This is a genomic window from Deinococcus aquaedulcis, assembly GCF_019693445.1.
Classification (GTDB): domain Bacteria; phylum Deinococcota; class Deinococci; order Deinococcales; family Deinococcaceae; genus Deinococcus; species Deinococcus aquaedulcis.
In genome coordinates this window covers 164437-177278 of sequence record NZ_JAHRBL010000006.1, presented here as the reverse complement: position 1 = coordinate 177278, position 12842 = coordinate 164437, and the positions used below count along the sequence as shown (strand labels likewise).

Below are 12842 nucleotides of genomic sequence, written 5' to 3'. Positions count from 1 at the left end.
CTGTAGCGACGCGAGGAACACGCCCGCACTGTTCCTGGCCTGTCCCACCCCCCCAGCTAAGGTCGGTGCAGGTTCACCAGACCCCTGCGCCGGCCCACCTGCGCTCCAGAGCGGAGCAGCAGAGCGGCGCAGCCGGAGGATTCCCATGAAAAAAGTTGTTGTGCTGGCCGCTCTGCTGCTGTCCGGTTCTGCCTTCGCTTCCTACCAGTCCTGGGCAGGCGGCGCACCCAAACGCACGGCGCTGGTTGCGGCAGACAGCGTGAGCGTGATTGAGGTCGCACCCGAGGCCCCCAGCGTCATCACCCGCCCTGGGGGTCGCCACGGGGCGCCCAGCACGGGGGCCGGTGACGGAGCGACCGTTCAGGGCACCATCAACGCCATCTGACCCGGGTGCGAAGGGCGGGAGCACCCTTGGTCCCGCCCCTCAGCCCTGCCTCCTGCCCATTTCCCTCTTCTTCCCTTCAGGAGTTGTCCTTTGAACATGTTCCGCCTTCTGACTTTCATGCTGCTGGGCACTGGTGCCCTTGTGTCCTGCAGCCAGACCGCTCCTTTGCCCCTCCTGCCAGATCAGACCCAGACCGCTGCTTCCACCGAGGCCCCGCTGAGTGCCCAGGCCATCAGCAGCCGCGACGAGATCATCAACCGGGCCAAGGCCTGGGTGGCCGCCCGCGTGCCCTACAGCCAGACCTCGCTGTACCAGGGTTACCGGCAGGACTGCTCGGGCATGGTCAGCATGGCCTGGGGCCTAAGCACTGCCGGCACCTGGGGCGGGCCCAACACCGCCACGCTGCCGGGTTACGCCAACAAGATCGGCTATGACGACCTGCAGCCCGGCGACGCCGTGAACAACCCGCGCACAGGCAACGACGGCCACGTGGTGCTGTTCGTGGGCTGGCGCACCGCCGCCGACGCCACCAAGCCCAACGACCGGATGTTCGTGGCCTACGAGCAGAACTATGGAGCCGGCAAGGCCATCCGCTCCGAACTGACCCTGCGCAAGCTGGCAAATGGCCGCTACACGATTGTGCAGTACGGCGGCGAGTACGACCTGCTGCGCCCCAAGGCCGTGGCCGCGCCCCAGCCGCCGGCCCCGCTCCCCACCGTGACCCACAGCGGCAACGGTGACCTGACCGGCGGTGAGGGCCTGATGGCCACCAACGATTCGGTGTATTCCCTGAACGGCCAGCACCGCCTGACCATGCAGGCCGACGGCAACCTTGTGGTCTACAGCCCTGGCGTGAGTCCACGCGTGGTGCCCACCGGCACCTATGGCAAGCCGGTGCACCGCCTGGTGATGCAGGGGGACGGCAATCTGGTGATTTACGGCACCAGTCATCAGGCCCTGTGGCACACCGGCACCCACGGCCGCAGCGGCGTCTGGCTGGCCATTGAGGACGACGGCAGCCTGCTGCTGCGCCAGGGGACGCAGATCCTCTGGGCCAACCGCCCGGCCGGGACACCGCCCCCCCCGCCGCCACCACCCCCTGTTGGCCACGACGGCAACGACCTGCTGACCAGCGGTGAGGGCATGACGGCCACCGACGACTGCGTCAGCTCGCGCGACGGCCGCTACAACCTGTGTTTCCAGGGGGACGGTAACCTCGTGCTGTACGGGCCGGCGGGCGCCCTGTGGACCACCAACACGGCCGGGCGCGGGCATCAGCTGCGCATGCAGAGCGACGGCAACGTGGTGATGGTCAACGCCAGCAACCAGAAGATCTGGGAAACAGGTACAGGCGGGCACAGCGGCGCGGCGCTGGCGGTCCAGGTCGACGGCAACCTGGTCGTGTACCACAATGGCAACGTGATCTGGCAGCGGTAAAAAGAGTGAGCTAGACGGCGCTTAGTGCCGTCCAGCTCAGCTTTTTTCAGAGACAGGGTCATAGTAGACCCGCCCCATACCCAGGAATTTTTACTTCAGGGTCGAAAGAATGGTGTACAGCGTCTGCACCTGCTCGGCCAGCACCCTCAGCTGAGGTTCACCGTTGATCAGCACCAGTTCGGCGTCCAGCAGGAAGGTGGTGAGGGCCGACAGCCCAGTGCGGCGCGCGTCTTCGCTCTTCGGCGCTTCCCAGATGCTCTCGTGCAGGGCGCGGCGAAGGTCATTCAGCAGGGTTTCAGAAATGCGCTGCGTCGCGGCAGCATTCTCAACCGCGAGGTCCCCTTCACCGGGCACCACAATGACGCTGGCATCGGGCTTCATGGTTCGGCCGAAGTTGAGCTGTTCCACCAGCGAAGCGTAGGTAGTGGTGCGGCCGCAGTTCGGGGGGCAGATGGTCACAGCGGCGGCCACCAGGGGGGCAGAGGCGGCCTCAGTCGCCAGGGGTGCTGGTGCACCCTCATCACAGGCCACCAGGGCAAAGGTCAAGGTCAGCAGCAGGCCGATTTTATTTCTGGTCATGGACTCAACTCCTTCTTTCGGCCTTAGTGCCGAAGCTGGCTCAGTATGTTGGGGCTGGAGGAACAAAGCAGGAACAAACGGGCCCAGCCTTAAGCCTGCGACAAGAAAAAGGGCGGCGCGTCACCCAGTTCGTCCCGAAGCACCCGGGCGTACTGCGCATAGGCACGTTCAGCAGCGGCCACCTCACCCAGCTTCAGATGGGCGCGGATCACGCCGCGCTGGGCCTGTTCATTCAATAGGTCAAGATCGGCCGCCCGGCCATAAGCCCACAGGGCGCGGTGAGGTTCCGTGTCCTGAAGCAGCGCCCCCAGCGCCAGCGCAGCGGCCAGTGTGTCCTCCGCTGCCTGCGCGCGCTGTTCCCGAATCCATTCCGTTTCCAGGTGGGGCAGAAACGGACCGGCATACGCGTTCAGCACCCTTTCCAGGGCTTCCGCTCGACCAGAACGCAGGGCCGGACGCGCGAGCCGCCAGTCCAGCTGAAGCTCAAACTGCTCGGACAGGCGGTAGACCCCCGCCTCAAACGGCAATGGGTTGAAGGTCACCGCCGGGTGGGTGGCCAGCGCGCAGCGCAGCTGCCGCACCGCCACCCGGAAGTGCTCGCCGTGGCGCCGCTCGGCCGAGCCGTCCCACAGGGCGTTCACCAGCTGGTCCCGGGTGCCAGGGCCATGCTGTGCCAGCCACACCAGAATCTCGCCCGACTTGGCCCGGGGCAGGTGCAGTGGCGCGCCCTGCACGTCCACCTTCAGGGTCCCCAGGGTGGAAAGGCTGAGCGTCACTGGCGCTTTCATCACGGAGCTCAGCTGATGCTGGAACGAGGGGGACTGCCGTGTTGGGACGGCCCCGCCAGAGACTTGAAGGTCCCCGAACAGCCCCTCCAGAACCGCCGTGTCTGCCCGCAAGGCACCCCAGCCCGGCTGTGCCAGCACCGGGCGCAGAGGCGCGAGGTGGACGTCAGTGAGCTGACCCTGTCGCCGGGCGATCTCTGCCAGATAGGCCTGCGCCCGCACCTGAAGCTCCGAAGCGGCCTGGGTCACAGCTGTGACCCTGAAGTGTTGGCCGGCCCTGTCCAGATCCCCGTCTTCAAACGCAAACAGCCCCTCACAGAACGCCAGCTGCTGCGTTGGTTCATGCGCGCCTTGGCCGGAAAGATGCCTCGCCCAGTTCAGCGCTTCGGCCGCAGCTGGATGGTCGCCACACCGCAGGGCAGCCTCGGCCAGCCCCGGCCAGATGAGGGGCGGCAGGGTATCGAGTTTGAACGCCGCGCTGCCCTCCAAAGCCGCGCGGTACAGCCCCGCCGCCTCAGCGAAACAGCCGGAGGCGCGGTATAGGTCGGCCAGGGTTGCCTGCAGAACCGGCCGCATAACACCGCCCTCCTGATCGGCCAGGGCCAGCGCCTGGGCGGCAACCTGCACACCCTCATCCAGACGGCCCTGCGCCTGAAGGAGACAGGCCAGATTATTTTGAACGTGCAGGGCGCGGCTGGGCATGCCCAGGGCCTCATAGACTTCCAGGCCCCGCCGAAGTGCGCGCTCGCTGTCCATTGGCCGCCCCAGGACCTTGTACGCAGAATGCAGCAACGACAGGATGGCGCCCAGCTCAATCAGATTGTCCTCGGCCTCAGCCTGAGCGGCCGCCGCCTGAGCCCCGGTCAGCGCCTCCTGCACGCGGCCGCACCCCAGCAGCGCAGCGGCCCGGAGACGTATCAGACTGAGGGTCGGCTCGTCAGCCTGAACCAGCGACAAGCCCTCTTCAGCCAGGGCCAGCTGGTCTTGAAATCGGCCTTCCCGCGCGGCCAGGGTACCTAAGGCAAACATCAGCTTTCGATCGCGATAGCCTTCGGCGCGCAGGGCCCGCAGCACTGCCTCACCACGGGCTGCCTCGCCGGTTTCCAGCAGCGCGCGCCCCCACGCCCGGCGCAGGTGGGGGGTCAGGTGGGCTTCGGGCAGCCCTTCCACCACCTGCCTGACCAGTTTGGCCTCCCAGCGCAGCTCGTAGCGCCGGACCAGTTGACCTACAAGGTCCAGCGCCGTGGCCAGGGCCCCGGCCTTCAGGTAATGGCCCAGCGCGCGCAGCGCCTCGCCGTCGGCCTCGGCGGCCCTCCCGGCCGCCATGTGCAGCTCGGCATGCCGGGTCGGCTGCGCGCGCAACTCCTCTTCCAGCAATTCCAGCAGCAGGCGGTGGGGGCGCGCGGCGCCGCTCTGAAGTGGGGTCAGCGGCAGACCGACACGCCGCGCCGCCGGCAACCAGCCAGCCGGCAGCCGGGCCCCCAGCCGCGCCAACCCGGCCTCAGTCCAGGTGTCCGCCACCGCCGCTTCGGGCAGACCCGAGCGGATCTCGGGCGGCAAACGTTCCAACACGTCACGCACCAGATCGTGCGGCATCAGCAGTGGCGCCGCGCCACTGGCCACCAGCGCTAGGCCCGCCGGCCACCCTTCCAGCGCGCGCCACGCACCATCCGGATCTTCAGGCACCTGCCGCTCGGCAAAATAGACCCGGGTCTCATCCAGCGAGAATGCCAGGGCCTCAGGGCCAATAACGCGGGCCGACCCGGCCGCCAAGAGCTGTGTCAGCGCCAGGGGCGGCCGCTCGCAGCCGCTCAACAGCAGGCGGTGACCTTCCCCGAGCATAGCCAGAAACGCCTCCAGCCAGCGCCCAGCGTTCGCTCCTAGCACATCGGTGCCGTCCAGAATGAGGTCCACGTTGCCCTCGACGCCGTCCAGATCGCGGGCCAGCGCCTGTGCCCGCGCCATAACCGACGCAGGTGAATCCAGCGAGGCGCGCCACAGTAGCAGCGCCAGCCCGGGGAGCGCCGTGGTCACCGCCTGAACCACGGCCTGCTCTAGGGCCACGTCCTCCCCGTCGTCTGCATGCAGGGTCACCCAGGCGGCGGTGCGCCGGGGCTGCCGGGCGTACTGCGCCAGGAGCGTCGTTTTGCCATACCCCGAGGGCGCCATCAGCACCACCAGTCCCACCTCGGGGTCTGCCAGATCCTCACAGAGAACAGGGCGCAATAACTCCCCCCGCAGGGGGCGCGGAACAGCCAGGTTAGGGGCAATGTGCGACATGAAAGGCTCTTCTGGGTCAAGGCGGCTGGGGCCCCCATCGTCAGACGCCCAGTGTACTGTGCGGCGGGTCACAAAGCAGCGCCGGGCCGGTTCGCAGGAGCCTATCGCTCAGGCCGGGTCCGCAGCCGGGTCAGCCGCTTCCACCCGCGTTTCCACCACGATCTCGCTGTTCAGGGAAGCCGCCACCGAGCAGTATTTTTCGTGGCTGAGGTGCGCGGCGCGGTGCAGGGCCTCTTCGGTGATGCCGGGGCCGCTGGCGATGTGGCGCACGGTGATGTGGGTGTAGCGCTTCGGCGTGGTGTCAGCGCGCTCGCCTTCAACCTCAATGCGGTAGTGGGTCAGGGGCGTGCGGCGCTTGTTCATGATCTCGACCACGTCGTAGGCGGTGCAGGTGGCCAGGGCGCCCAGCAGCGCCTCCATGGGCGAAACCCCCACCTTCACGGCGCTGTTGTCAATCAGGAGCTGGTGGCCGCTCTCGGCCACACCCAGGTAGCGCTGCTCGCCCAGCCAGGTCACGTTCAGGGTCTTTTTCATGCCCTACGCTAGCGCGCCTTCGCCCGCCGCATCTTCCAGGGTGTCCAGTTCAGCGTTCAGGCCTGCGTCGTCGTCCTCTTCGGGCAGGGGCAGGCGCACCCGGAAGGTGGCGCCGCCACCCGGGGTGTCCACCACGTCAATGGTGCCGCCGTGCGCGGTCACCACCTGCTGCGCGATGGTCAGGCCCAGTCCGGCCGAGCCTGCTTCCTTGCCCCGGTAGAACTTGTCGAAGATCTTGGGCTTCACATGGTCGGGGACGCCGGGGCCCTGGTCCACCACCCGCACCTCGACTTCACCGGGGCGCGGCTCAATTTCCAGGCGGACCAGCTCGGCGTTGCCAGTCACGCGGATGGCGTTGGTGACCAGATTGACGAACACCTGGGTCAGGCGGCCCGGATCCCCCACGATCTCGAAGGTGCTTTCGGGGGCGGCCACCCCGTAGTCGCGGCCCACCTGCCGCAGCAGCTGGCCCAGGTTCATGAAGTGCATCTCGATGCTCTGCACCAGTTCCCCGCGCGACAGTTGCAGCAGGTCATTGACCAGCCGCGTCATGTTCTCGGCCACGCGCTGGGCGTCTTGCAGCACCTGCGAGCCGCCGGCCTCGCGCTCGGCGCGGCGCAGGTAGCCGTGCAGGGCCGTCAGGGGCGTGCGCAGTTCGTGGCTGGTTTCGGCCAGGAAGGTCTTTTGCAGGTTCAGCGCCTCTTCCAGCTGCCGGGCCTGGATTTCCAGGCGCTGGCTCTGGCGCTCGGCGGTGTTGCGCAGCCGCTCGACCTCATCCAGGCGGGCCTTGAGGTTCTCGTTCAGCGCGCGGATTTCGCGTTCGGCGCGCTCGCGCTGCAGGCGCGACTCCACCTCGGCCATCGCGCGGCGGATGCTGCTGGGCAGGCGCTCCAGGCGCTGCTTGAGGATGTAATCGGTGACCCCCTCGCGCAGCGTGTCCACGGCGGTTTCCTCGCCCATGGCGCCGGTCACGATGATAAAGGGCACGTTGGGCCAGCGGGCGTGCGCGGCGCGGTAGGCGCTCAGGCCGTCGTAGCTGGGCAGGGCGAAGTCACTGAGAATCAGGTGGGGCGGCTGGCCCTCCAGGGCCTCCAGAAAGCCGCTCTCGTCCTCCACCCGGGTGATCTTGACTGGCCAGGGCAGCTCGCCTTCCACATGCATGGTGACCAGTTCATGGTCCAGCTCGTTGTCTTCCAGGTGCAGGATGCACAGGACGCCGCCGGCCCCGGGCAGTTCGGTGCCGCTCAGGACATCGGCGGTCATGCGCCGCCTTCCAGGGGCAGGGTCACGGTAAAGGCCGCGCCCTCGCCGGGCTGTGCGTCGGCGTGGACGGCGCCGCCGTGGCGCGTGACGATACGGCGCACATTGGCCAGGCCAATGCCGATGCCTTCGAATTCTTCGGCGCGGTGCAAGCGTTGGAACACGCCGAACAGTTTATCTGCGTAACGCGGATCGAAACCCACGCCATTGTCACGGATGGTCACTGTCACCTGGCCTTCCCGGGTCTCGGCCGACACCCAGATGTGCGCCCTTTCGCGGCCCCGGGTGTATTTCAGGGCGTTGGACAGCAGGTTGGTAAAGACCAGCCCCAGCAGGGCCTCGTCTCCGTGAACCACCGGCATCACGTCGGGCAGATCAAAGACCACCTCGCGGCCCTGGCGGTCGGGTTCCAACCCCCTCCAGCTGCCCAGCACAAGGTCGCGCAGCGGCACCGGCACGCGGCGCAACTCCTGGCGGCCCATGCGCGAGAAACTCAGCAGGTCGTCAATGAGCTGGCTCATGCGCCCGGCCGAGTCGCGGATCACGCCCAGGTAGCGCCCGCCCTTGGGACTCAGGCCCTCGCCCACTTCCCTGGCGAGCAGGTCGGCAAAGCCCACAATGTGCCGCAGCGGCGTGCGCAGGTCGTGGCTGACCGAGTAACTGAAGGCCTCCAGTTCGCGGTTGGCCGCTTCCAGTTCCAGGGTGCGCTGCGCCACGCGCTCTTCCAGGGACTGGTTGAGCTGCTGCAGGTCTGCCTGGGCCAGCAGCACCCGTTCCTGCAGGCGATCATTGCTGAGGGCCGAGCCAAAGCGCTGGGCGAGTTCCTGGGCCAGATCCGAGTCGCGGTTGGTAATGGGCTGGCGGTAGAGCAGCCCCAGCACGCCTTCGAGCTGCCCGCCGCGCCCCATCAGGGGGTAAAACAGCGCCCCCGTGGCCCCCACCCGCGCCAGCGCCGGGTCGCGGTCGGTGAAGAGGGGGTCTTCGGTGGTCAGCACGCGCTCAATGGCCTGGGCCGTGAAGGTCTCGAAGGCCGGGGTCAGCCACAGGCCCCCCGGCGAGGACGCCGCCAGCAGGCGGATGGGCGCCACGGTCCACAGGGCGCCGCTGTCCACAAAGCGGCTCAGGCGCAGCAGGGCGGCGCGGTAGCGGTCAGCGGGCATCTGGGCGCCTTCCTCGCTGCGGGCGGTGAGCTGCTCGGTCACGTCGGCCAGCAATCGGGCGGCATTCTCGGCATACACCGAGTCGTCCACATCGGTGCTGGTGCCCACCCACTCAATCACGCGGCCCTCGGCGCCCCGCACCGGCAGGCCGCGCGTCACAAAGGTGCGGTAGGTGCCCCCCGCGCCGCGCAGGCGGTGCTCGGCTTCAAAGGGCCGCGCGGCGCGCAGCGCGGTGGCCCAGCGCCGCCCGTAGTCCTCGCGGTCGTCGGGGTGCAGCAGCGGCAGGAAACCGGCCCCAGCGTGTTCGTCGCCCACGTAGGCGTTCCACTGGCGGTTGAAATACAGCGCCTGGCCCTCGGGATCGGCCAGCCACACGATCTGCGGCATGCCTTCAATCACGCCCCGGTAACGCTCCTCGTTACGCTGCGCGAGGCGCTCGGCCTGCAGGCGGTCATGGATGTCGGTGGCGGTGGTCACCCAGCCGGTCACGCGCCCGCTGCCGTCCGAGATGGGGGCGACTTTCAGCACGAACCAGCGCTCGGCGCCGCGCAGACGCAGCCGGGCTTCGGTCTGGGCGCCCTGCTCGCTGTCCACAGCCTCGCGCCACATGGCGGCGTAGGGCGCGCGGTCTTCAGGGTGCAGGTGCTCGCTCAGGTCGCCGGGCCCCAGGCCGCCCAGATGCTGCTGGTTGACAAAGGTCACCTCGCCGCTGGTTTCGCTCACCTGCACGATGTGGGGAATGGCGTCCAGCACGCTGCGCGAGCGCCGCTCCTCGGCCTGCAGGGCGCGCTCGGCGGCCACGCGCTCGGTCACGTCGCGGACCACTTCCAGCAGGCCCAGGCGCTCGCCGCCGGGGTCGCGCACCTCGGAGCGCTGGGCCTCGCCGTAAAACTGCGTGCCGTCATCTCGCACGTAGGGGGTGGTCAGGGCCTGAAAGGTGGCGCGGCTGTCCAGGCGCCGGTCCAGGTGCAGCGCCGAAAGCCGCTGGCCCGCCAGGGCCTCGGCCCCCAGGCCAAACTGCGCGCTCAGGGCCGGGTTCACCATGCGGATGCGGCCCTCGGTGTCGGTAAAGGCCGCCGCGTCCTGCATGGCATGAAAGATGGCCTCAAATTCGGCGCGGGCCTGCTCCTGGCGGGCACGGGCCTGGGCCAGCGAGACATTCAGGCCCTCGGCACGCGCGCGGGCGTCCACCTGCGCCTTGACCAGCAGGAACGAGAAGCCCGCAATCAGAAAGCCGGTTAGCGCCACCAGCGCCGGAATGAGGGCGGCCAGATCGCGCGCAAACCCGGGCCCCGCCCCAAAACGCACTTCCCAGGCCTGGCCCACCAGCCGCTGCGCCACCTGGGCGCGGAAGGACTGCCCACCCAGGTCCGGGGGCGCCGCGCTGAGGGACTGGCCCGCCAGGCGCACGTCCACCAGCAGCCGCCCGCCCTGCAGCGGCGCGAGGTCGCGCAGGAAGTGGTCGGCGCGCACCGCCACATAGACGAACCCCTGCAGCCCGGTGCGACGCGCGGGGTCGTTCCAGACCGGCAGCATGATCAGAAAGCCGCGCAGGCGCTGGCCCCGCGCGTCGCGCTGAATCAGGTGCAGCACGCCCGTGGCCTGGGCGCGGCCCGCCCGGCGCGCGCCGTCAAAGCCCTGCTGCCGGCCGGCCTCGCTGTACATATCGAAGCCCAGGGCGTCGAGGTTCTGGGCCACAGGCGGGCCGATCAGGGCAATCACGGCGCGGTTGGGCTGGGTGGTGCGCGCGGGGCGCACCTGAACCGGGGTGCCGGCCGCGCGCAGCTGGCGTTCTATGGCCGCTGTCTGCGCGCTGGGCACCCAGGCGGCGTAGCCCACCGCCTGCACCCCGGGATAGCGCCCGGGCAGGTCCACGCCCTGCACATAGCGGGCAAACACCGGTTCGTCCAGCAGCCGGCCCCAGGCCTGCCAGCTGGCGCGGGTGGCTTCCAGCAGGCGCTCGTAAACCTGCACGCGGTCTTCCAGGGCCTGGGTGTAGATCTCGGTCTCGCGCTCAAAGCGGCTGCGCTGCTGCTCGCGGGTAAAGGCATTCACCACCAGCGCCATCACCGTGGTCAGGATCAGCACCAGGGCCATGACCATCACGGGGGCCGAGGCGCGGCGCAGGGCGGTCATGGCCGGGCCCCGGCGCCGCCCGGGCCCTCATCCGCGCTGTTCAGGGCGCCCAGAAACACCTCGGGCGGCACTGCCACCCCGGTCCACTGCGCAAAAGCCAGCCGTGCCTGATGGGCCAGCATACCCAGGCCGTTTTCGGCCTTCAGGCCCTGGGCGCGGGCGTCGCGCATCAGGCGGGTGTCGCGGGGCTTGTACACCATGTCGTACACCAGGGCGTGGGCGGGCAGCCGGGCCAGAAAGGCAGCGTCCAGCGGCGTCTGGTCCGGGGCGTCCAGGCCCGCGCTGCTGGCATTGATCACCAGCGAAATATCGGCCCAGGGCACGTCGGCGGCGGGGGCGGCGACCACCTGAAAGTCAGCGTCGGGATTGGCCCAGTTCTGCTCGATGGCCTGCGCACGCTCTAGGGTTCGGTTCACCACGTAGACGTTCTGCTCACCCAAAATCAGGGCGGTATAGACGGCGGCTCGCGCCGCCCCACCGGCGCCCACTACCACCACATTGGCTCCCTGTTCCCAGGGGTAACCCAGGTCATCCAGAGCGTGGCGCAGCCCCGGGGCGTCGGTGTTGTCGCCCCACAACTGCCCGTCGCGGTGCACCACCGTGTTCACCGCGCCAATGGCCCGCGCCGCCGCGCTCAGGTCGTCCAGCAGGGGCAGCGCTGCTTCCTTGTGCGGCAGGCTGAGGTTGGCCCCCAGCACGCCCGGGGCCCGCAGCGAGGCCAGGGCTGCGCGCAGGTCGGCCGCCGGGACCTGCCGGGCCTCGTAGATGCCGCCCAGCCCCGCCGCGCGGAAGGCGGCGGCGTGCATCCGGGGCGAGAGCGAGTGGGCGGCCGGGTCGGCAAACAGGTAGGCGTGCAAAGGGGCAGCGGCGTCCGGCACGTTCACGCGCCCAGTCTACCCACCTGGGGCCGGGCCCGGGGCGGCAGCGGTCCTGTGCCCCCCTGCGCCGCTTGGCGCAGAGGAATACTTCATCTGGCGCATTTGGCGGCCAATTGTGCACCCGCACACGTCAGCCCCCCGGGGGCTTTCTCAGAATGAGAGCCGACCCTTGATGCCCCACGCCCCTCTTCCCTTCCCCACGAGCACGGCGGGGAAGGGCTGTGCTTTGGCACGACTGGAGATCATTTGACGCAGCAGCCCCAAGGCGGCGCCACCGCCACCATTACCCTGGAAAGCCCCCGCGAGGCCTACGCGCTGCTGGGCCCCAACGACGCCAACCTGCGCCGCATGCGCGAACTCACCAAGGCCAAACTGGTGGCGCGCGGCGAAACTGTGACCATTACGGGCGACGACGCCGATGTGCAGCAGGGCGAACGCCTCGTGCGCGACGCGCTCGACGTGGTGCGCTCGGGCGGCGAACTGACCCCCGACAGCCTGCTGCGCGCCGCCCGCCTGAGCGGCGAGGGCCGCAGCCTCGCCCAGGAAACCCAGGTGAGCGGCCTGAGCCTGCCGCGCGGCCTGAAGCCCAAAACACCCGGGCAGAAGCTGTACCTGGAAAGCATTGACAAGAGCGACATCACCTTCGGGGTGGGCCCGGCCGGGACCGGCAAAACCTACATGGCGGTGGCTATGGCGGTGCAGGCCCTGAAGGCCAAGAAGGTCAAGCGCATTATCCTCACGCGCCCGGCGGTGGAAGCCGGCGAGAAACTGGGCTTCTTGCCGGGCGACCTGCAGGCCAAGATTGACCCCTACCTGCGCCCGCTGTACGACGCCCTGCAGGACATGCTGGACCAGGAAAAGTTCGAGTCTTACCTGACGAGCGGGGTCATTGAAATTGCGCCGCTGGCGTTTATGCGTGGCCGGACGTTGAATGATGCCTTCATCATTCTCGACGAGGCCCAGAACACCACGGGCGAGCAGATGAAGATGTTCCTCACCCGTATGGGCTTTTCCAGCAAGGTCGTGGTCACAGGCGACGTGACCCAGATTGACCTGCCCCGCCACATCACCAGTGGTCTGGCGGTGGCCAAGCGGGTGCTCAGCCGCATCGAGGGCATCGCGTGGCACGAATTTACCGAGGTGGACGTGGTGCGCCACCCCCTGGTGGGCCGGATCATCAAGGCCTACGAAGCTGCCGAAGACGCCGAGGAAGACAAACGCGCCGCGCGCCGGGGCGAATTTGCCAGCATTCCGGAGGCGGAAGGCGATCCGGTGCGTTAAAGGGTGATGGTTGATCGTTGATGGAAGGGCCCCGGTTGCTGCGTTGCGCCGGGGCCCTGCCTTTGTTGGGGGCCTGGACGTACCCGGTGCCTGGGGGTGCTGGCAGCGTCGCAGCCGGCGGCCGCGA

9 protein-coding genes are annotated in these 12842 nt (G+C 68.8%); 3 read left to right on the top strand and 6 right to left on the bottom strand.

The window, feature by feature from the left end; translation table 11 throughout:
• The first annotated feature begins 145 nt into the window (after positions 1-145).
• Positions 146-385, top strand: a complete 240-nt coding sequence (locus KMW22_RS09965; RefSeq protein WP_221089893.1) for a hypothetical protein — start codon at positions 146-148, stop codon at positions 383-385.
• Between the two features lie 96 nt (positions 386-481).
• A complete protein-coding gene (locus KMW22_RS09960) occupies positions 482-1822 on the top strand; it encodes a hypothetical protein (RefSeq protein WP_221089892.1) in 1341 nt (446 codons plus the stop codon).
• 90 nt (positions 1823-1912) lie between these two features.
• Here the strand turns inward: KMW22_RS09960 and KMW22_RS09955 are convergent, their stop codons facing one another.
• From KMW22_RS09955 to aroE, 6 genes are all read right to left on the bottom strand, one after another.
• The gene (locus KMW22_RS09955; protein ID WP_221089891.1) at positions 1913-2401 is read right to left on the bottom strand and encodes a hypothetical protein; all 489 of its coding nucleotides are present in this window, start codon (positions 2399-2401) and stop codon (positions 1913-1915) included.
• An 89-nt stretch (positions 2402-2490) separates the two neighbouring features.
• A complete protein-coding gene (locus KMW22_RS19550) occupies positions 2491-5412 on the bottom strand; it encodes a BTAD domain-containing putative transcriptional regulator (protein WP_221089890.1) in 2922 nt (973 codons plus the stop codon).
• 162 nt (positions 5413-5574) lie between these two features.
• Positions 5575-6000, bottom strand: a complete 426-nt coding sequence (locus tag KMW22_RS09945) for an OsmC family protein (RefSeq protein ID WP_221089889.1) — start codon at positions 5998-6000, stop codon at positions 5575-5577.
• A gap of 3 nt (positions 6001-6003) precedes the next feature.
• The gene (locus tag KMW22_RS09940) at positions 6004-7263 is read right to left on the bottom strand and encodes a hybrid sensor histidine kinase/response regulator (RefSeq protein ID WP_221089888.1); all 1260 of its coding nucleotides are present in this window, start codon (positions 7261-7263) and stop codon (positions 6004-6006) included.
• Positions 7260-10556: a PAS domain S-box protein gene (locus KMW22_RS09935; protein ID WP_235692817.1), complete on the bottom strand. Its 3297-nt coding sequence runs from the start codon at positions 10554-10556 to the stop codon at positions 7260-7262. The genes KMW22_RS09940 and KMW22_RS09935 overlap by 4 nt, the downstream gene beginning before the upstream one ends.
• On the bottom strand, positions 10553-11440 hold the full coding sequence (gene aroE, locus KMW22_RS09930; protein ID WP_328774656.1) for a shikimate dehydrogenase: 888 nt from the start codon (positions 11438-11440) through the stop codon (positions 10553-10555). Before aroE ends, KMW22_RS09935 begins: the two co-directional genes overlap by 4 nt.
• A gap of 240 nt (positions 11441-11680) precedes the next feature.
• On the opposite strand from aroE, the gene KMW22_RS09925 reads away from it, so the two are divergent.
• On the top strand, positions 11681-12715 hold the full coding sequence (locus KMW22_RS09925) for a PhoH family protein (protein ID WP_221089887.1): 1035 nt from the start codon (positions 11681-11683) through the stop codon (positions 12713-12715).
• Positions 12716-12842 lie beyond the last annotated feature (127 nt).

Excerpts from the sequence above, each read along its gene's own strand:
- KMW22_RS09965 (WP_221089893.1), top strand. The coding sequence starts at position 146 with ATGAAAAAAGTTGTTGTGCTGGCCGCTCTGCTGCTGTCCGGTTCTGCC.
- KMW22_RS09960 (WP_221089892.1), top strand. The coding sequence starts at position 482 with ATGTTCCGCCTTCTGACTTTCATGCTGCTGGGCACTGGTGCCCTTGTG.
- KMW22_RS09955 (WP_221089891.1), bottom strand. The coding sequence starts at position 2,401 with ATGACCAGAAATAAAATCGGCCTGCTGCTGACCTTGACCTTTGCCCTG.
- KMW22_RS09945 (WP_221089889.1), bottom strand. The coding sequence starts at position 6,000 with ATGAAAAAGACCCTGAACGTGACCTGGCTGGGCGAGCAGCGCTACCTG.
- KMW22_RS09940 (WP_221089888.1), bottom strand. The coding sequence starts at position 7,263 with ATGACCGCCGATGTCCTGAGCGGCACCGAACTGCCCGGGGCCGGCGGC.
- KMW22_RS09935 (WP_235692817.1), bottom strand. The coding sequence starts at position 10,556 with ATGACCGCCCTGCGCCGCGCCTCGGCCCCCGTGATGGTCATGGCCCTG.